This window comes from Amycolatopsis sp. CA-128772 (genome assembly GCF_002904295.1).
Lineage (GTDB): Bacteria > Actinomycetota > Actinomycetes > Mycobacteriales > Pseudonocardiaceae > Amycolatopsis.
This window is the reverse complement of the sequence record NZ_PPHG01000015.1, coordinates 1-18,640: the sequence shown is the minus strand read 5'-3', so window position 1 is coordinate 18,640 and position 18,640 is coordinate 1. Positions and strand designations below refer to the sequence as shown.

Below are 18,640 nucleotides of genomic sequence, written 5' to 3'. Positions count from 1 at the left end.
GCTACCAGCCGGCGGGGAGGGGGCGGCCCTCGGCGAACCCGGCCGCCGACTGGACGCCCAGCAGCGCGCGCTCGTGGAACTCCTCGAGGGTGCGCGCGCCCGCGTAGGTGCAGGACGAGCGGACGCCGGAGCCGATCGAGTCCAGCAGGTCCTCGACGCCCGGGCGCTGCGGGTCCAGGGACATCCGCGACGACGAGATGCCCTCCTCGAACAGCGCCTTCCGGGCGCGGTCGAAGACGTTGTCCGTGCGCGTCCGGGCACCCACAGCGCGCTTCGAGGCCATGCCGAACGACTCCTTGTACGGCCGGCCCTGCTCGTCGAACCGCAGGTCACCGGGGGATTCGTAGGTGCCGGCGAACCACGAGCCGACCATCGCCGCGGACGCGCCCGCGGCCAGCGCCAGGGCAACGTCACGCGGGTGGCGGACCCCGCCGTCGGCCCAGACGTGCTTGCCCAGCTCGCGCGCGGCGGCCGCGCAGTCGGCGACCGCGGAGAACTGCGGGCGGCCCACACCGGTCATCATCCGGGTGGTGCACATCGCGCCCGGCCCGACGCCGACCTTGACGACGTCGGCGCCGGCCTCGATCAGGTCGCGGGTGCCCTCGGCCGTGACCACGTTCCCGGCGACCACCGGGACCTGCGGCGACACCGACCGGACGGCCCGCAGCGCGGTGAGCATCTTCTCCTGGTGCCCGTGCGCGGTGTCGACGACCAGCACGTCGACGCCCGCCTTCAGGACCGCTTCGGCCTTTGCGGCAACATCGCCGTTGACGCCGACCGCGGCCGCGACGCGCAGCTTGCCGTCGCCGTCGAGGGCCGGGGTGTAGATGTCCGCGCGCAGCGCGCCGACGCCGGTCAGGACGCCCGCCAGGCGGCCGTCGGCGTCCAGGCCCAGCGCCAGGGTGGCGCCGTGGCTGTGGAGCAGCTCGAAGACCTCGCGCGCCGGCGTGTCCAGCGGCACCGCGACGGTCGCGGGCTGGGCGACGTCGGCGAGCCGCGCGAAGCGGTCGACGCCCGCGCAGGCCGCTTCGTCGACGATGCCGACCGGGCGGCCTTCGCCGTCCACGACCACGACTGCGCCGTGGGCGCGCTTGTGGACCAGGTTGAGGGCGTCGGCGACCGCGTCGCCGCCGGTGAGCACCAGCGGCGTGTCCCACACCGCGTGCCGGCTCTTCACCCAGCCGACGATTTCGGTGACGGCGTCGGTGTCGACGTCCTGGGGCAGCACGACCAGCCCACCGCGGCGGGCGACGGTCTCGGCCATCCGGCGGCCGGCGACCGCGGTCATGTTCGCGACCACGATCGGGATGGTCGCGCCGGTGCCGTCCGCGGTGGCGAGGTCGACGTCGAAGCGGGACTCCACGTCCGAACGGTTCGGCAGCAGGAACACGTCGTCGTAGGTCAGGTCGTGGGCGGGCCGGTGGCCGTCGAGGAAACGCACGAGTCACCAGACTACCTGCCGGGCCCGTGGCAGGATCTGAGGGTATGAGCCGCCGCGACCGGGACGCCGAAGGACGGGCACGCAACGCACGGCCGCGCGACGGCCTCGGCCGCCCGCTGCCGTACGGCGCGGACGGCGTCGAGCGCCAGCCGGAAGGCATCGCGCGCACCCCGGCGCAAACGCTTGCCGAAGCGCAGCGCCTCCTCGACGACGGCAAGCCGTTCCACGCGCACGAGGTCTTCGAAGACGCGTGGAAGACAACCGACGGCCCGGACCGCGAACTCTGGCGCGGCCTGGCCCAGCTGGCGGTCGGCCTGACGCACGCGGCCCGGGGCAACAACGTGGGCGCGGTATCCCTGCTGGAACGCGGAGCGGCGAACATCGAGCCGTTCCGTGGCGAGCCACCGCACGGCGTCGACGTCGGCGGCCTGCAGGAGTGGGCGCTCGCGCTGGCGGAGGAGGCGAAGGAGCGGGTACGGGCATCACCGACCGTGCCGCGGCTGACGTGCTGACGACCGTCGGGGTCGCCGTCATCGCGGCCGTCGCCTCGCTGGCCGGGGTGACGCTGGGGGCGCTGGTCGAGCCGCTGAAGCTCAACGCGGCCCGGCGAGCGAAGCTGCGGCAGGACCGGGCCGACCGCTGCGCCGGGTTCATCGAGGCCGCCGTCCGGGCCCGGCAGCACAACATCGACCTCAACGTCATCCACCGCCGTCGCGTGTACAAGGAACTCCCCGAAGCGGACGACGAGCGCACCGCCGGGTACGAGGATTCCTACTACGTCGCTCGCGCGCAGATGCGGTCGTTCTTCGGCCTGCTCGTGATGAGCGGCCCCGACGAACTGGTCGAACAGGCCCGCACGGTCCGGCAGCGGGACCTGGACCTGCACGTGGTGCGGCTCGAGGTCGAGGACGGCGCCTTCGACCGGATGAACCTGCCGCCCGTGGTGCGGAAGGCGGCCGGAGCGGTGGACCGGGCGATCGAGGAGTTCGCCCTCATCGCCCGGAAGCACACGTCCTAAGGCTGGTCCCAACCCTCCGAAGCTGCCTTCTCGGCGCCGATCGTGGTGCCTTCGCCGTGTCCCGTGTGGACCTTTGTCGACTCCGGGAGCGAGAACAGCTTCTCGCGGATGGAGTGCACGATCGTCGGGTAGTCCGAATAGGACCGACCGGTGGCGCCCGGGCCGCCGTGGAACAGGGTGTCGCCGGTGAACAAGACTCCCAGCCCGGCCGCGTACAGGCAGACCGCGCCCGGGGCGTGTCCCGGTGTGTGGATGACGCGGAGCCCGGTGCCCGCGATGGTGAGCACCTGGCCGTCGGCCAGTTCGCCGTCCGCCGGGCGGTCCGGGTGGGTCTGGTCCCAGAGGACGTGGTCGTCCGGGTGCAGCAGGATCGGCGCGCCGGTCGCGGCGGCGAGCTCGGGGGCGGCGTTGACGTGGTCGTTGTGCGCGTGGGTGCAGACGATCGCGGCCAGTTTCCGTTCGCCCACGACGTTTTCGATCGCCTTCGCGTCGTGTGCCGCGTCGATGACGATCACCTCCGTGTCGTCGCCCACGAGCCACACGTTGTTGTCGACGTCCCAGCTGCCTCCGTCGAGCCGGAAGACGCCGGAGGTCACCAGGTTCTGCACGATCGCCGTCATGCGCCCGACCCTAGTGGTCATTCGACGGGTAGATGACATACCGACGGTATGCTACCGTCCAGTCATCTTACCGTGAGTAAGTTCGAAGGGTGACGCGATGACGCTGCTGGCGGAGCCGCTGAAGCTGCGGTGCGGTGCGGTGCTGCCGAACCGCCTGGCCAAGTCGGCGCTGAGCGAGCAGCTCGGCGACCGCCGGAACGCCCCCACGCGCGAGCTCTTCGAGCTGTACCGGACGTGGGCCCGCGGCGGCGCGGGCGTCCTGGTCACCGGCAACGTCATGGTCGACCCGGCCGCGCTCGGCGAGCCGCGCAACGTGGCGGCGGCCGCGGACCCGGCCGGCTTCCGGGCCTGGGCGCGGGCGGTCGAGGGTACGGACACCCGCCTGTGGGTCCAGTTGAACCACCCGGGGCGGCAGAGCCCGCGGTACCTCTCGCGCGAGCCGGTGGCGCCGTCCGCCGTGTCGTTCGGCAACCGCGGCATCCGCACGGCCTTCGCGCCGCCGCGTGCCCTGACCGGCGAAGAGATCGAAGCGATCATCGACCGGTTCGCGGTGGCGGCGCGGACGTTCGCCGACGCCGGCTTCCACGGCGTCCAGATCCACGGCGCCCACGGCTACCTCGTGTCCCAGTTCCTTTCCCCGCTGACGAACCGGCGCACGGACGCGTGGGGCGGCGACGCGGTGCGCCGCCGCCGGTTCCTCCTGGAAGTCGTCCGCCGGGTCCGCGCGGCCGTCGGCGACGACGTGCCGGTGGCGGTGAAGCTCAACAGCGCGGACTTCCAGCGCGGCGGCTTCACCGAGGAGGAGTCGCTGGAGGTCGTCCGCGAGCTCGGCGAGGCCGGACTGGACCTGCTCGAAGTCTCCGGCGGCACGTACGAGAAGGCCGCGATGATGGGCTCCGGACGCGCGAGCACCCAGGCGCGCGAAGCGTACTTCCTGGACTACGCGGCGAAAGCGCGCGAAGTGTCCGACGTCGCTCTGATGGTCACGGGCGGTTTCGCGACTCGGGGCGGCATGGAGGACGCGCTGCGCTCGGGCGCATTGGACGTGATCGGCCTCGGCCGGCCACTGGTCGTGGACCCGGCGTTGCCGGCGCGCCTGCTCGACGGCGAAGACGTCCGCGCGGAGCGCCTCTGCCCGAAAACCGGCGTCCGGCTGGCCGACAGCCTCCTGGAGATCCAGTGGCACACCCGCCAGATGCACCGCATCGCCGCCGGCAAACCGGCCGACCGCCGCGGCGCGCTCCCGACGCTGCTGCAGGCCGGGCTGACCGACGGGCTCAACGCGTTCCGCCGCGTCCGCGGCTAGGCAGGCGCGAGCCGGCGGTCGTACAGGAAGGCGCCGGTGGCCAGGGCCGTGAAGAACAGGCCGATGAAGACGCAGTTCAGCGTCACCTGGCCGTAGCCGAGGGCGCCCGCGTCGACGAACGGGTACGGGTAGAAGCCGGTGATCGCGCCGCGGGGGAGCGTGAAGGCCAGCCAGGCCAGCGGGTACAGCAGCGACCACCAGACCGTGCGCCCGTTCAGCACGCCGCGTGGGGCGGCGAGCAGCCAGCCGAGCACGAACAGGATCGGCGTCACCTTGTGCAGCATCGTGTCCGCGAACAGCGGGAGGCCGTGCAGTTCGTAGAGGCCGGCCAGGGCGACCTGGTAGACGATGCCGGTCACGATGATGCCCACCAGCGCGTCGAGCCAGAGGACGGTGAACAGCCGGCCGCGGGCCAGGCCCAGCGCGACCAGCGCCGAGGTGAGCGTGACCAGCAGGTTCGAATCGATCGTGAAGAAGCAGAGCAGGTTCGCCACCCGCCCGTCCGGGGCACCCGCGGTGGCGACGACCTGGGTGACGAGGCCGGTCAGGGCGACCACCGCGGTGACCGCGAACCAGGCGCGGGTGAGCGTTTCGCTGCGCATCCGCGGAGCTTAACTCCACTGTGGACCGACCGCTGCCGGGTGCGCCCCGGTGAACACCGGCACCGGGGCGCTCGGTCGTCACGCGGCGAGGAGCGTGTCCCGCAGGGCGGTGAACGCCTCGTACTCCGCCTTCTGCTCGACCGGCAGCTGGTAGGCGGCGGCCAGGAGCTTCGTCACCGACGGGATGATGCTGAGCCGGAACGTCCGGCCGTCGGTCGTCTTGATGACGAACCGGCCCTGCAGGTCACGCTTCTTCACCGACGCGCGGTTGGCGTCGGTGATCGTCAGCGGCGTGCCCGCCGTGACGGTGCCGTTCTTCTCCTCGAGCGGGACGAGGACGAGATCGGTCTGCCCGGGCTTGAAGCCCAGCGCGAAGTTGGCGACGCTGGTGGTGCGGAAGACCAGGTAGTTCTTCTGCCTGATTTCCGCGGCGTACACCTTGGTGTAGCTCGCTCCGCCGGCGACCGCGCCGTCGAAGGCGGCGTGGATGGCCGCCTTCATCTGTTCCTTGCTGACCACTGCCGGCTCCTCCGTGACCGCTCGGGGAAGTGAGCGGAATCCCTGTGAAGGAGCGCACTTTAGGGATCTTCGGCGCCGGCTGTGTCGGGAAAATTCTCGTCACCACGGCGGGACGCGCGCACCAGCGACTTCGGTCGGTCCGTTCGTCAGCTCCCGTCCGGCCGGTCGCCGTGCAGCAGGCCGCGGACCGTGTCGATCGTGTCGGCGTCGGCCGGGTCCTTGTCCGGGCGGTAGCGGACCACCCGCGCGAACCGCAGCGCCAGGCCGCCGGGGTAGCGGGTGCTCAGCTGGGCGCTGTCCAGCTCGATCTCCACCACGATCTCCGGCCGCACGTACACCGTCCAGTCGTCGCGGTGGGTCTCGATCTCCTGGAACGTCCTCGTCTGCCACGCCAGCAGCTCGTCGGTCATCCCCTTGAACGTCTTGCCCACCATGATCGGCGGGCCGCCGTCCGGGTCGCGGGCGCCCAGGTGCAGGTTCGACAGCGTGCCGGTGCGCCGGCCGTGCCCCCACTCCGCGCCGAGCACGACGAGGTCGATCGTGTGCACCGGCTTGACCTTCAGCCACGCCCGCCCGCGCCGCCCGGCCGCGTACGGCGACGCGAGGTCCTTGACCATCACCCCTTCGTGGCCCGCTTCCATCGCCGCCTCCAGCACCGCGTCCGCGCGGGCCGTGCCCACCTCGCCCGGGATCACGTGTGCCCCGGCGACCTTGCGCAGCGCCGCGTTGCGCTCCGACAGCGGCGCGTCCAGCAGGTCGACGCCGTCGAGGTGCAGGCAGTCGAAGAAGTACGGCCGCAGCAGCAGCGCCTTGACCTGCTCCTCGCGGGTGCTGCCGAACCGGCTCTGCGTGTCCTGGAACGGCCGTGGCCGCCCGGCGTCGGTCAGCGCGAGGGTTTCGCCGTCGAGCACCACCGATTCGCACGGCAGCGCCCGCACCAGCTCGACCAGCTCCTGGACGCTGCCGGTGATCTCGCGCAGCGTCCGCGTCCAGATGTGCACTTCGCCGCCCTGGCGGTGCACCTGGATCCGCGCACCGTCCATTTTGTACTCGACGATCGCCTCCGCGTGCTCGGCGACGGCCTCGTCGAGCGACTCCGCCGGCGACGCCAGCATCGGCTTGACCGGCGTGCCCAGGGTGAGCCGGAACTCCGCCAGCGCCGCCTGCCCGCCGGTCAGCGCCGCGACCGCGGTGACACCGAGCTTCCCGGACAGCATGAAGGCCCGCCGCACGTCCGCGGCCGGCACCTCGGCCGCCGCCGCGACGGCGTCGACCATCACGCCTTCCAGCGCGCCCTGCCGCAGCTCGCCGGTGACCAGCCGGAACAGGAACTGCTGTTCGTCCGCCGTCAGCCGGACGAACAGCGCGCGCAGCACGTCCTGCCGCCGCGCGTTGGACCCCGTGCCCGCCGCGACGCCCGCGGCCGCGGTCAGGGCCGCGTCCACCTCGGTGACCGTGGCCACGGACGCTTCGCACGGCGAGGCGCCCAGTGCGGCCAGGGTGCGCCAGCCCGCCCCCAGCCTGTCCTGCGCGGTCTGCCCCGTGAGGTAGGCGACCACCGCGGGCAGCTCGGCGACTTCGGCGGCGCGCAGCACCGCGGCCAGGACGGCGATCTTCGCCTTCCTGGACCTGGTCGCCGCCAGCTCGGCGGACGCGCGGACCAACTCGTTCAGCAGCACCCGGACATCATGACCCGGACCACCGACAATTTCACGGCGGTGGGCGGTCCGCCCTGGTGGAGGGGCACGTCAGGAGATCCCCGGAGTGGTCACCCGCCGCTGCCCGGCGGGTGCGTCGGCGATCCAGCTGGCCAGCAGCCCGAGCGCGCGCTCGCTCGCCGACCCCGGTTCGGCGTGGTAGACCACCAGGCCCTGGTCGGGGTCGTCGGGCAGGCGCAGCGTCTGGTAGCGCAGCCGCAGCTCGCCGACCACGGGGTTCACGATCAGCTTCCACCCCTGCGCCTTCTCCTGCACCGCGTGCTCGGCCCACAGCGCGCGGAACTCCGCGCTGGCCGAGGAAAGCTCGTCCACCAACCGGGTGAGCTGCGGGTCGCCGGGGTGCCGCCCGCTCTCCGCGCGAAGGTTGGCGACGAGCTCGCGGCACACCGCGTCCCACTCCGGGTGCAGCTGCTTCGCGCGTTCGTCGGTGAAGACGAGCTTGGGCATGCTGCGCTCTCCGAGCCGGCCGAAGTCGAACGAGACCGCGCCGCCGAGCGGGTTCCAGGCCAGCACCTCCAGGTACCGGCCGAAGACGAACGCGGGCGCCTGGATGGCGTCCAGCAGGTGCTGCAGCTCGGGCCGGATCCGCGGCGCCGGGCCCGGCTCCCGGCGCTGCGGCGCGGCGAGGTTGTGCAGGTAGGACTCCTCGCCGGCGTCGAGGCGCAGCGCACGGGCCAGCGAGCCGAGGACGGCGTCGGAAACGTTCTTCGCGCGGCCCTGCTCCAGCCGCGTGTAGTAGTCGACGCTGATCCCGGCCAGCTGCGCCAGCTCCTCGCGCCGCAGGCCCTTGACCCGCCGCTGGGTGACCCCGCGCGGCAGGCCGAGGCCGGCGGGGTCGAGGGCGGCGCGGCGCGCCTTCAGGAAGGCGCCCAGCTCGCTCATCACTTCCCGCCGCGGGCCATGCGCAGCACGTCGAGCGCCTCGTCCAGCTGCGCCTCGGTGAGCTTCCCCTCCTGCACGTACCCGCGTTCGATGACGACTTCCCGGATCGTCTTCAGTTCCTTCAGCGCCTGCTTCGCGACCGCGGCCGCGGCCTCGTAACCGATGTATTTGTTCAACGGCGTCACGATGGACGGCGAGCCCTCGGCGTAGGTCCGCGTGCGGTCTGTGTTCACCGTGATGCCCGCGAACACCTTGTCCGCCAGCAGCCGCGAAACGGCCGCGAGCAGCCGCGCCGATTCGAGCACGTTGCGGGCGATCACCGGCAGGTTGACGTTGAGCTGGAAGTTGCCCGCGGCCCCGGCGAACGCGACGGCCGCGTCGTTGCCGATCACCTGCGCGACCACCTGCAGCGTCGCCTCCGGGAGCACCGGGTTCACCTTGCCCGGCATGATCGACGAACCCGGCTGCAGGTCCGGCAGCGCCAGCTCGGCCAGGCCGGTGCGCGGCCCGGAGCCCAGCCACCGCAGGTCGTTGGCGATCTTGTTGAGCGACACGGCGATCGTGCGCAGGTGCCCGGAGGTCTCGACGACGCTGTCCTGCGTCGCCTGCGCCTCGAAGTGGTCGCGGGCCTCGGTCAGCGGCAGCCCGGTCACCGTGGCGAGCTCGGCGGCGACCGACGAGCCGAAGCCGTCCGGCGCGTTGAGCCCCGACCCGACGGCCGTGCCGCCGATCGGCAGCTCGCCCAGCCGCGGCAGGCCCGACTTGAGCCGCTCGACGCCGTAGCGGATCTGCGACGCCCACGCGCCGGCCTCCTGGCCGAGCGTGATCGGCACGGCGTCCATCAGGTGCGTACGGCCGGACTTCACGACGTCCGCCCATTCCGCGGCGCGCACCTCGATGGCGCCGGCGAGGTATTCGAGCGCCGGGATGACGTCCTTGGTCACGGCTTCGGTCGCGGCGACGTGGATCGTCGTCGGGAAGGTGTCGTTCGACGACTGCGACGCGTTGACGTGGTCGTTCGGGTGCACGTCCCGGCCGAGCGCGCGCGAAGCCAGCGTCGCGATGACCTCGTTGGCGTTCATGTTCGACGACGTCCCCGAGCCGGTCTGGAAGACGTCGATCGGGAAGTGCGCGTCGTGGGCCCCGTCGGCGACCTCGCCGGCGGCGGCCGCGATGGCGTCCGCGACGTCGGCGTCCAGCACGCCCAGTTTCTGGTTCACCCGCGCCGCGGCGGCTTTGAGCAGGCCGAGCGCGCGGATCTGGGCCCGTTCCAGGCCCCGGCCCGAGATGGGGAAGTTCTCGACGGCCCGCTGCGTCTGCGCGCGGTAGAGCGCGTCGGCGGGCACGCGGACCTCGCCCATCGTGTCGTGTTCGATCCGGTATTCCTGATCAGCCATGACACCGATTCTGGACCTGTTCCGGCCGCCCCGCGTGGTGGCGTTGCGCACCCCGCCCGCCGGATGGTGTACGCACCTGTACAGCACACCTACTCCGCGGTAGGTTACGGCGATCCGCGTGATCAGCTTCATGATTCAAAGGGGAGTCATGACCGTTCGCACCGCCGCGTCCGCCGCCGCGCTCGCGCTGGCCGTCGCCGCCGCTCCGGCCACTCCGGCCGCCGCTTCGGCCGGTTCCTTCTACGTATACGACGGCAGCACGCCGTTGTCGTCCTACGCACCCGGGACCGTTCTCAAGACCCGGACCCTGGCCTACCACGTCGTCGGGCTCGCGACGCCGGTGCAGGCCGTCCAGCTGCTCTACCGGACCACCGACGCGCAGGGCCGTCCGGCCGCGAACGTCACCTCGGTCGTCCGCAGCATCACCGGCGACACCACAAAAGCCGTGTCGTACCAGTCGGCCTACGACTCGCTCGACCCCGCCGATGCGCCGTCGCGGGCCATCGCCGGGGACGTCACCCTCGGCGGGCTCCTGCCCAACGCCGAGTCGCTGCTGCTCCTGCCGTCGCTCCTGCTGGGCTACAACGTGGTCGTGCCCGACACCGAAGGCCAGACCGCGGACTTCGCCGCCGGGCCGGAGTACGGCACGAACACCCTCGACTCGATCCGCGCCGTGACGAGCTCGGCGGCGACCGGGATGACCAAGAGCACGAAGTTCGGCCTCCTCGGCTACTCCGGCGGCGCGATCGCGACCGGCTGGGCGGCCGCGCTGGCGCCGAGTTACGCCCCCGACGTCAACGGAAACCTCGTCGGCTTCACCGAAGGCGGCGTGCTCGTCGACCCCGCGCACAACCTGCGGTACGTCAGCGGCAGCCCGGTCTGGTCCGGCGTCATCCCGATGGCGCTGATCGGCGTCGCGCGCGGCTACGGCATCGACCTGCGGCCGTACGCGAGCGAGTACGGGCTCAAGGTGCTCGACGAGCTGGAGCACGCGTCGATCATCACCGCGCTCGGCCGCTACCCGGGGCTGACGTGGCAGAAGATCGCGAAACCCGAATACGCGAACCCGAACTCGGTGCCGCCTTTCGTCGCCGCGGTGAACCAGGTCAACATCGGGTCCGCGCCGACGCCGTCGGTCCCCGGCTTCATCGCCCAGGGCAACGCCGGGTTCCTCGAAGGGACCACGGGCAACCTGCCGGGCATCGGCACCGGCGACGGCGTGATGGTGGCCGGCGACGTCCGGGCGCTCGCCCGGCAGTACTGCGCCACCGGCAACGGCTCGATCAAGTACACGCAGTACGACGCGCTCAGCCACGTCGGCGGCGTGGCGGCGTGGGCGCCCGCGGCGATCGGCTGGCTGGCCGACCGGTTCGCCGGCAAGGCGGCGCCGTCGAGCTGCGGGCACATCCCGGCGGGCAACTCGCTGGACCCGGAGCAGCCGGCCTGACCGCGGCCGTACCCGGCGGGGCGGCCCGCCGGGTACGGTGCCGCGATGCAGACCCGTCTCCCCAAAGGGCCGCACAGCCTCAGCCGGGAGGAGGTGGCGCGGGTCCAGCGCGCCCGGCTGGTCGAAGCGGTGCTGGCCAACGTCGGCGAGCGCGGCTACGCGGCGCCACATCACGGCGTCCGCGGGTGTCTCCCGCACGTCGTTCTACGAGCAGTTCACCGGCAAGCAGGCCGCGTTCCTGGCCGCCTACCGGGCGGTGACCGGGGGGTTCCTCGACCAGGGCGTCGCGGTCGCGGCCGAGGCGCCGGGCCCGCTCGACGCCGTCACCGCGTGCGGTGACTTCGTCGTCGGCTACGTGCGCCGCCGTCCCGTGGTGGCCCGCGCTGTCCTGCTGGAGATCCACGCCCTCGGCGACGCGGGCCTCGAAGCGCGCGAAGAGATGCTGCGCGCGAGCGAAGCGGTGTTCGACCGGACGGCGGTGTGGCTGCGCACGACCGAGCCGGAGCTGGCCCTCCCGCCGCCGTTCACCGCCCGCACCGTGGTCGCCGCGACGATCGAGCTGCTCACCCAGGCCATCTGGCTCGCCACCGGCGACGCCTACGACCGCGCCCGCGAAGCCATCCGGCACACCTGGCTGCTGGGGCTGTACGGACACCGGAACATTGCCGCACAATCCGGCTAGGATCGGCTGTGTTCTCGATCACCGCCATCCACCACTGGCTGGAGCGAGCATGACTGACGTTGCTGGGGATCCCTACGACCTCGTCATCATCGGCGCGGGCCCGACGGGCCTGTTCGCCGCCTACTACGCCGGGTTCCGCGGCCTTTCGATGGCGGTGGTCGACTCGCTGCCCGAGCCCGGCGGGCAGGTCACCGCGATGTACCCGGAGAAGATGATCTACGACGTCGGCGGGTTCGCCGAGGTCCGCGGCCGCGACCTGGTCGACGGCCTGGTGCAGCAGGCCGCGCCGTTCAAGCCGAGGTACCTGCTGGGGCGCAAGGCCGAGAAGCTGGCGCCGGCCGGCGACGGCGTCGAGCTGACCCTCGACGGCGGCGAGACGCTGCAGGCCCGCGCGGTGCTGATCACCGCGGGCATCGGCGAGTTCACCCCGCGCCCGCTGCCCGCCGGCGACGGCTGGCTCGGCCGCGGCATGGTCCACTTCGTGCCCTCGCTGCAAGCGCACGCGGGACAGCACGTCGTGGTCGTCGGCGGCGGCGACTCGGCGTTCGACTGGATCCTCGCGCTGCACCCGGTCGCGGCGAGCGTGACGCTGGTGCACCGGCGCGCGAAGTTCCGCGCCGCCGAATCGATCGTCCGGCAAGCGCGCGAGCTCGGCACCCGGATCATCACCGACGCCGAGGTGACGCGGTTCGTCGAAGCGGCCGACGGCACGCTCGAAGCCGTCGACGTTTCGATCAAGGGCGCGGGTGAGGAACGGCTTCCCGCCAACGCTGTAGTCGCGGCGCTCGGGTTCACCGCCGACCTGGGCCCGATCGAAAGCTGGGGCCTGGAAATCTCCCATCGCGCCATCTCCGTCGACTCGACGATGGCGACCGCGCGTGAACGCGTCTACGCCGCCGGCGACGTCGCCGCGTACCCGGGCAAGGTGAAGCTGATCGCGACCGGCTTCGGCGAGGCCGCGACGGCCGTCAACAACATCGCCGTGGCGCTCGACCCGGAGGCCCACCTGTTCCCGGGCCACTCGAGCAACGCCGAGTAGGTCAGGCCTTGGTTTTCTCCGCGATCCACGGCGCGTAGGCGACGACGGAGGTGTAGATCGACGGCGCCGTCGCGCATTCCGGGTCGTTGTTGCCCGGCCGGCTGGTGACGCCGACGATCTGCCAGGTGTCGCCGCTGCGTACGATCTCCGGGCCGCCGGAGTCGCCGAAGCACGCTCCCGCCTTGCCGCCGGGGTTATCGGTGCACAGCTCGGCCGTGCCGTCGAACCCGGACGTGCACTTCGAGCCCTCGACGATGTGGGTGTCGAGCTGCTGCAACGCCGTCGGGAGCCCGCCACAGTTCAGCTTCGGGCAAGTCTGGCCCCAGCCGACGATCCGGGTCGCGGTGCCCGGCGACGCGGCCGCCCCCAGCCCGATCGGGGTGGTCGTGACCGGCGCCGTCAGCCGCAGCAGCGCGATGTCACCAGCCGGGCTCTGGGTGTTGAACGCCGGGTTCACGACGATCCCGGCGACCTGGGCGACCTCGCCGCCCTGGCCGGAGTCGTTCGTCCCGAGCCGCAGCGAGATGGCGGACGGGGTCTTGCCGAACGCGCAGTGCGCGGCCGTGACCACCCAGGTGGGCGCGATCAGCGCGCCGGCGCAGAACAGCTTGCCCGCCGGGGTGTGCAGCGAGACGGTGAACGGGTACGGCTGGTCCGCGGCGACGCCCCCGACGATGGCGGGGGCGGCCGCGGCGGAGCCCGGGACCACGACGGCGAGGATCAGGGCCAGCAGGGCCGGCAGTCGCCTGGTCACGGAACTCCTCACGGCAGCGGGGGCACCACGTCGTCGTCGGGCGCGTCCAGGTGGCCGTCGAAGTTGACCGAGGAGTACGCCCGCAGCTTGTTCAGCCGGTGGTAGCCGTCGATCATTCTGACGGTCCCGGACTTGGACCGCATCACGATGGACTGCGTCGTCGCGCCGCCCTCGCGGTAGTGGACGCCGCGCAGCAGGTCGCCGTCGGTGACGCCGGTGGCGCAGAAGAAGACGTTGTCGCCGCGCACGAGGTCGTCGTTCAGCAGGATCCGGTCGAGGTCGTGCCCGGCGGCGAGGGCCTTCTCGCGCTCGGCGTCGTCCTTCGGCCACAGCCGGCCCTGCAGCTCGCCGCCGAGGCACTTCATCGCGCAGGCCGCGATGATGCCCTCGGGAGTGCCGCCGATGCCGAGCAGCATGTCGACGCCGGTGGTCGGGCGGGCCGCGGCGATCGCGCCCGCGACGTCGCCGTCGGAGATGAACCGGATCCGCGCGCCGGCCTCGCGGACCTCCTTGATGATCTGCTCGTGGCGCGGGCGGTCGAGGATGCACACGGTGACGTCGCCGACGCTGCTGTTCTTCGCCTTGGCGACCCGGCGGATGTTCTCCGCGACCGGCGCCCCGAGCTCCACCTTGCCCGCGGCTTCGGGCCCGACGGCCAGCTTTTCCATGTAGAACACCGCGGACGGGTCGAACATCGCGCCGCGCTCAGCCACCGCGAGCACCGCGAGGGCGTTCGGCATGCCCTTGGCCATCAGCGTGGTGCCGTCGACCGGGTCGACCGCGACGTCGCAGTCCGGCCCGTCGCCGTTGCCGACCTCTTCGCCGTTGAACAGCATGGGCGCTTCGTCCTTTTCGCCTTCGCCGATCACCACGACCCCGCGCATCGACACCGTCGAGACGAGCTGGCGCATCGCGTCGACGGCCGCGCCGTCCCCGCCGATCTTGTCGCCGCGGCCGACCCAGCGGCCGGCGGCCATGGCGGCGGCTTCGGTGACCCGGACCAGCTCCATCGCGAGGTTGCGGTCGGGCGCTTCACGACGACTCTCTGCGGCGGACATCATTGCCTCCCGGATGCTGGAACTGGCGGGTAGCCAGTCTGTCAGATACCGGCCGTGTTTCCAGATACCGTCGGCATGGCCTACCTCACTGCTCGGAGTCGTCCTCCACGGACGCGAGAGCGGCCTCGATCCGCTCGCGCGCGCCTTCGAGATGGCGCTCACAGACCTTCGCGAGCTTCTCGCCCTTCTCCCACAACGCGAGCGACTGTTCGAGCGAAAGCCCGCCCGCCTCGAGCTCGCGGACGACCTCGACGAGCCGGTCGCGGGCCTGCTCGTAGCCGAGTTCCCCGCCGGTTGTTTCACTCACGCTCGGTGTTCTCCGACCTTCCGGGCTTGCACGCTGTTCGCGCACACTACCGCGCTGGCCATGGCGTGGTCGTACCCGACGAACGCCAGCGCGAACTCCTGCCCGTCACCGTCCGCGATCGCCTCTTCGAGGTTCTCCTGCGCGCCGGCCACCCGCTTGCGGTGCCCGGCGCCCTCGGCGAACCACCAGCGCGAGCCGACCTGCATCGACGTCGCTTCGGACAGCCGCCGCAGCTGCGGCCCCAGGTCGCGGCGGGCCGCCGTGCCGCAGCCGGCCAGCAGGGCCGTCCAGCACTCCGCGGCCGCCCGATCCGTGCGCACCGCCTGGTCCAGCAGCGGGCGCGCGCCGAGCCGCCGGGCCGCGTCCATGGTGAGCGGGAGGAACGTCGCCCTCAATCCTGTACCCCTTCCGCCACCGCGCCGATCGCGCCGTCACCCACGCGCACGCGCAGCTGGGCACCGGCCTCGACTTCGGAGACGGAGCGGAGTACCTGGAGGTTGCCTTCGGCGTCGACGAACTGCACGACCGCGTACCCGCGGGCCAGCGTCGCGGCCGGCCCGAGCGCGGTGAGCCGGGCCCGCGCGTTCGCGACCTCGGCCTGGTCCTTGGCGAGCAGCGTCAGCATGGCGCGGCGGGCGCGTTCGCGGTGGACCTCGACGTCGTCCTGCCGCCGCTGGACCGGGCCCAGCGGGTCGGCCAGCGACGGCCGGCTGCGGATCTGGTTGAGCAGCCGCGCCTGCGTGTCGACCCAGCCGTGCAGGGCGCGGCGCCCGCGGTCGCGCATCTGCCGGACCCGCTCGGTCTCCTCGCGCACGTCCGGGACGATCCGCTTGCCGGCGTCGGTCGGCGTCGAGCAGCGCAGGTCGGCGACGTGGTCGAGCAGCGGGGTGTCCGGTTCGTGCCCGATCGCGCTGACGACCGGCGTGCCCGCGGCCGACACCGCCCGGCAGAGCGCCTCGTCGGAGAACGGCAGCAGGTCCTCGACGCTGCCGCCGCCGCGGGCGATGACGATGACGTCGATCTCGGGGTCGGCGTCCAGGATCCGCAGCGCCCGCATCACCTGCGGGACGGCCTGCGAGCCCTGGACGGCCGTGTTGAGCACCTTGATCCGCACGTGCGGCCACCGGCGCTGGGCGTTGGCCAGGACGTCCCGCTCGGCCGCCGACGCGCGGCCGGTGATCAGCCCGACGCCCTTCGGCAGGAACGGGATCGGCCGCTTGCGCTGCGGCGAGAACAGGCCCTCGGCGGCCAGCAGCTTCCGCAACCGTTCGATCCGGGCCAGCAGCTCACCTATGCCGACCGCGCGGATCTGGTCGGCACGCAGGCTGATCGTGCCGCGGCCGAAGAAGTACGACGGCTTCGCGTGCACCACCACGCTCGCGCCCTCGCGAAGCGGCGGCTCCATCTCGCGGATCAGCCAGTTCGGGCAGGTGACCGACATCGAGACGTCGGCCGAGGGGTCGCGCAGGGTCAGGAACGCCGTCTGCGTGTTCGGGCGCGAGCTGACCTGCGTGACCTGACCCTCGACCCAGACCGCGCCGAGCCGGTGGATCCAGTCGCCGATCTTCCGGGCGACGGTCCGGACCGGCCACGGCGCTTCCGCGGTGCTCGCGGGAGCCGGTGCGGACTCGGTGCTCACCGGTCTTCCGCGCCGTCTTCCTTGTTCGGCTCCGCCTTGCGGGCGTTGGCGATCCGGCGGGACAGCATGCCGGTGAACGACGAGCGGTCGGCGTGCGCGCGTTCGTACTCGAGGATGGTCTCGAGCTGGTCGATCGAGAGCTGGCGCAGCCGGGCCCGCAGCTGCGGGAGGGTGAGCTGGTCGTAGCCGGTCAGCCCGGCCGGACCCTCGTACCCCGCGGCGCTGGTCCGCGGCGTCTCGCTCTTGGTCTTCTTGTCGACCTTGGGCGTGCCGGGCTTCGGCTTCTTCGGCGGCTCGGGCTCGGCCCGGGCTTCGGGCTCGCTGTCGTGCTCGCCGTCGGCGTGGTCCTCGGCGAGCGCGCGTTCCTCGTCGGCCCAGGGATCGCCGAGCTCGGCTTCGAGCTCGGCGGCCGACGGGACGCGGCCGTTGATCTCCGAACGCGGTTCGGGCACGTCGGCGACCGGGGCGAGGTTCGGCCGTGCGGGCGGGACGTCGGGCGCGGCGTCCTCGTCGAACGTCGCCCAGCTCGGCGTGTCTTCCACCGGGCGCAGGCTCGACAGGGCGCTGTCGCCCTTGATCGCCAGCTCGGTGACGTGCTGCTGCACGCGCATGGAGGCCTGGAGCACCTGGCTGACCACGGTCACCGGAAGGCCGGCCAGCTGCCGGGGAAGTTCGCGAACCCGCTCGGCGGTGGAGACGGCGAGGCCCGCGGCGACCCGGAGGGGGAGCGGGAATGGCTTCATGGGTCCAGCCTGCCGCATGACTGCCGCTCCTGCCCAACCGAATGGGCGCAGCGCGTGACGGGCGGCACACCTCGGTAGGGGGACGAAGCTCACCCGAAAGGGACTTCGAGTTCGTCTCGGGGCTGCCCGTACCCTGGGTGGCATGAGTGCAGCGAGTCCCGGAATCGAACCCGCGGGTACCCCCACGATCACCGGAACCGCTTCCGGCAAGCGGGTGCTGCTCGCCAAACCCCGTGGTTACTGCGCCGGCGTCGACCGCGCGGTGATCGCCGTCGAGAAGGCCCTCGAGGTCTACGGCGCCCCGGTGTACGTCCGCAAGGAGATCGTGCACAACAAGCACGTCGTCGAGACGCTGCGTGAGCGCGGCGCGATCTTCGTCGAGGAGACGTCCGAGGTGCCCGAGGGCGCGCTGGTGGTGTTCTCCGCCCACGGCGTCTCGCCGATGGTGCACCAGGAGGCGGCCGACCGGAACCTGCGCACGATCGACGCGACCTGCCCCCTGGTGACGAAGGTGCACAAGGAGGTCAACCGGTTCGCGAAGGACGACTACGACATCCTGCTGATCGGCCACGAAGGCCACGAAGAGGTCGAGGGCACCGCCGGCGAGGCGCCGGACAAGGTCCAGCTGGTCGACAAGGCCGAGGACGTCGGCAAGGTCGAGGTGCGCGACCCGTCGAAGGTGATCTGGCTGTCCCAGACGACGCTGTCGGTCGACGAGACGATGGAGCGCGTCGACCAGCTGCGCGAGCGCTTCCCGAACCTGCTGGACCCGCCGAGCGACGACATCTGCTACGCGACGACGAACCGCCAGGTCGCGGTCAAGGCGATGGCCGCCGAGTGCGACCTGGTGCTGGTGGTCGGGTCGACGAACTCGTCCAACTCGAAGCGCCTGGTCGAGGTGGCCCTGAAGGCCGGCGCGCGGGCGTCGTACCTGGTCGACTTCGCGCACGAGGTCGACGAAGCATGGCTCTCCGGCGTGACGACGGTCGGGGTCACGTCGGGCGCCTCGGTGCCGGACGTCCTGGTCATGGAGCTGCTGACCTGGCTCGCCGAGCGCGGCTACGGCGATGTCGACGAGGTCACGACGGCCAACGAGAAGATCTCCTTCGCCCCGCCCAAGGAACTGCGGAAGGTCTGATACCCGCCTGATCACGCGTGATGCCCCGCCGATCACGCGTGATGCCCGCTGGAGCACGAAAACGGCGGTCACCTCTTCGGAGGTGACCGCCGTTTTTCCTCAGCGTTCTTCTTCGTCCCAGGGACGGTTCCGCCGTGGCGGGGTACTCCGCCCCCCGGACGGGCGGCGAGGCGGCGGGGTGTCCCGGCCGTCCTCGGCGGGAGGGCGCGGACGCCGCCGCGGAGCGTCGCCGCGCGGTTCGCGCCGGCGCGGGTCGCCTTCGTCCGGGCGGGGCGTGCGCCGGGTGGCCGGCGGCGGCTTGCGCGTGCCGCGGGTGCCGGAGTCGCGTTC

Annotated in this window: 20 protein-coding genes and 1 pseudogene; 7 read left to right on the top strand and 14 right to left on the bottom strand. The window is 72.3% G+C overall.

The features are described 5' to 3' along the window. Position 1: 1 nt before the first annotated feature. Entirely contained in the window at positions 2-1,441 is a 1,440-nt protein-coding gene (locus tag C2L59_RS06585; RefSeq protein WP_103348618.1) for a GuaB1 family IMP dehydrogenase-related protein, read from the bottom strand. Between the two features lie 44 nt (positions 1,442-1,485). On the opposite strand from C2L59_RS06585, the gene C2L59_RS06580 reads away from it, so the two are divergent. Both C2L59_RS06580 and C2L59_RS06575 read left to right on the top strand, forming a co-directional pair. Next, on the top strand, positions 1,486-1,953 hold the full coding sequence (locus C2L59_RS06580; protein WP_103348617.1) for a DUF309 domain-containing protein: 468 nt from the start codon (positions 1,486-1,488) through the stop codon (positions 1,951-1,953). Further along, positions 1,947-2,459 carry a hypothetical protein gene (locus C2L59_RS06575; protein WP_103348616.1) on the top strand — a complete coding sequence of 171 codons (513 nt, stop codon included), beginning with the start codon at positions 1,947-1,949 and terminating at the stop codon, positions 2,457-2,459. The genes C2L59_RS06580 and C2L59_RS06575 overlap by 7 nt, the downstream gene beginning before the upstream one ends. On the opposite strand, the gene C2L59_RS06570 is transcribed toward C2L59_RS06575, so the two are convergent. Next, on the bottom strand, positions 2,456-3,079 hold the full coding sequence (locus C2L59_RS06570; protein WP_103348615.1) for an MBL fold metallo-hydrolase: 624 nt from the start codon (positions 3,077-3,079) through the stop codon (positions 2,456-2,458). The genes C2L59_RS06575 and C2L59_RS06570 overlap by 4 nt on opposite strands. A 97-nt stretch (positions 3,080-3,176) precedes the next feature. Between C2L59_RS06570 and C2L59_RS06565 the strand changes: the two genes are divergently transcribed. Continuing rightward, the gene (locus tag C2L59_RS06565) at positions 3,177-4,385 is read left to right on the top strand and encodes an NADH:flavin oxidoreductase/NADH oxidase family protein (RefSeq protein ID WP_103348614.1); all 1,209 of its coding nucleotides are present in this window, start codon (positions 3,177-3,179) and stop codon (positions 4,383-4,385) included. On the opposite strand, the gene C2L59_RS06560 is transcribed toward C2L59_RS06565, so the two are convergent. The 5 genes from C2L59_RS06560 to C2L59_RS06540 all read right to left on the bottom strand — a co-directional run bounded on the left by C2L59_RS06560 (position 4,382) and on the right by C2L59_RS06540 (position 9,503). Then, positions 4,382-4,987 carry a Pr6Pr family membrane protein gene (locus C2L59_RS06560; protein WP_103348613.1) on the bottom strand — a complete coding sequence of 202 codons (606 nt, stop codon included), beginning with the start codon at positions 4,985-4,987 and terminating at the stop codon, positions 4,382-4,384. The two genes, C2L59_RS06565 and C2L59_RS06560, sit on opposite strands and share 4 nt — an antisense overlap. A gap of 78 nt (positions 4,988-5,065) precedes the next feature. Beyond that, a complete protein-coding gene (locus C2L59_RS06555; protein ID WP_103348612.1) occupies positions 5,066-5,506 on the bottom strand; it encodes a hypothetical protein in 441 nt (146 codons plus the stop codon). 146 nt (positions 5,507-5,652) lie between these two features. After that, positions 5,653-7,185 (bottom strand): ATP-dependent DNA ligase, encoded by a 1,533-nt coding sequence (locus C2L59_RS06550; RefSeq protein WP_103348611.1) that lies wholly within the window; start codon positions 7,183-7,185, stop codon positions 5,653-5,655. Between the two features lie 69 nt (positions 7,186-7,254). Then, entirely contained in the window at positions 7,255-8,106 is an 852-nt protein-coding gene (locus tag C2L59_RS06545) for a helix-turn-helix domain-containing protein (protein WP_199198941.1), read from the bottom strand. After that, positions 8,106-9,503 carry a class II fumarate hydratase gene (locus tag C2L59_RS06540; RefSeq protein WP_103348609.1) on the bottom strand — a complete coding sequence of 466 codons (1,398 nt, stop codon included), beginning with the start codon at positions 9,501-9,503 and terminating at the stop codon, positions 8,106-8,108. The genes C2L59_RS06545 and C2L59_RS06540 overlap by 1 nt, the downstream gene beginning before the upstream one ends. 148 nt (positions 9,504-9,651) lie before the next feature. Between C2L59_RS06540 and C2L59_RS06535 the strand changes: the two genes are divergently transcribed. The 3 genes from C2L59_RS06535 to C2L59_RS06525 all read left to right on the top strand — a co-directional run bounded on the left by C2L59_RS06535 (position 9,652) and on the right by C2L59_RS06525 (position 12,671). Continuing rightward, positions 9,652-10,950 (top strand): lipase family protein, encoded by a 1,299-nt coding sequence (locus C2L59_RS06535; protein ID WP_103348608.1) that lies wholly within the window; start codon positions 9,652-9,654, stop codon positions 10,948-10,950. A gap of 256 nt (positions 10,951-11,206) precedes the next feature. After that, positions 11,207-11,632, top strand: coding sequence for a TetR/AcrR family transcriptional regulator (locus C2L59_RS06530; RefSeq protein WP_233223304.1), 426 nt, complete (start codon positions 11,207-11,209; stop codon positions 11,630-11,632). A 49-nt stretch (positions 11,633-11,681) separates the two neighbouring features. Further along, complete coding sequence (locus C2L59_RS06525; RefSeq protein ID WP_103348607.1) at positions 11,682-12,671, top strand: NAD(P)/FAD-dependent oxidoreductase; 990 nt, start codon at positions 11,682-11,684, stop codon at positions 12,669-12,671. 1 nt (position 12,672) lies between these two features. Here the strand turns inward: C2L59_RS06525 and C2L59_RS06520 are convergent, their stop codons facing one another. From C2L59_RS06520 to C2L59_RS06495, 6 genes are all read right to left on the bottom strand, one after another. Beyond that, on the bottom strand, positions 12,673-13,425 hold the full coding sequence (locus tag C2L59_RS06520; protein WP_233223303.1) for a trypsin-like serine protease: 753 nt from the start codon (positions 13,423-13,425) through the stop codon (positions 12,673-12,675). An 8-nt stretch (positions 13,426-13,433) separates the two neighbouring features. Next, the gene (gene glpX, locus C2L59_RS06515) at positions 13,434-14,486 is read right to left on the bottom strand and encodes a class II fructose-bisphosphatase (protein ID WP_199198940.1); all 1,053 of its coding nucleotides are present in this window, start codon (positions 14,484-14,486) and stop codon (positions 13,434-13,436) included. A gap of 82 nt (positions 14,487-14,568) precedes the next feature. Further along, positions 14,569-14,790, bottom strand: coding sequence for an exodeoxyribonuclease VII small subunit (locus C2L59_RS06510; RefSeq protein WP_103348605.1), 222 nt, complete (start codon positions 14,788-14,790; stop codon positions 14,569-14,571). Then, positions 14,787-15,185 carry a hypothetical protein gene (locus tag C2L59_RS06505; protein WP_103348604.1) on the bottom strand — a complete coding sequence of 133 codons (399 nt, stop codon included), beginning with the start codon at positions 15,183-15,185 and terminating at the stop codon, positions 14,787-14,789. The genes C2L59_RS06510 and C2L59_RS06505 overlap by 4 nt, the downstream gene beginning before the upstream one ends. Further along, the gene (xseA, locus tag C2L59_RS06500; protein ID WP_103348603.1) at positions 15,182-16,429 is read right to left on the bottom strand and encodes an exodeoxyribonuclease VII large subunit; all 1,248 of its coding nucleotides are present in this window, start codon (positions 16,427-16,429) and stop codon (positions 15,182-15,184) included. The genes C2L59_RS06505 and xseA overlap by 4 nt, the downstream gene beginning before the upstream one ends. After that, positions 16,426-17,172 (bottom strand): lipid droplet-associated protein, encoded by a 747-nt coding sequence (locus C2L59_RS06495; protein WP_103348602.1) that lies wholly within the window; start codon positions 17,170-17,172, stop codon positions 16,426-16,428. The genes xseA and C2L59_RS06495 overlap by 4 nt, the downstream gene beginning before the upstream one ends. A 142-nt stretch (positions 17,173-17,314) precedes the next feature. Here C2L59_RS06495 and C2L59_RS06490 point away from each other — a divergent pair, with 142 nt between their 5' ends. Then, entirely contained in the window at positions 17,315-18,310 is a 996-nt protein-coding gene (locus tag C2L59_RS06490; protein ID WP_199198939.1) for a 4-hydroxy-3-methylbut-2-enyl diphosphate reductase, read from the top strand. Positions 18,311-18,409: 99 nt separating this feature from the next. On the opposite strand, the pseudogene C2L59_RS48615 reads toward C2L59_RS06490, so the two are convergent. Next, a pseudogene (locus C2L59_RS48615) lies at positions 18,410-18,640 on the bottom strand (hypothetical protein); the annotation flags it as partial.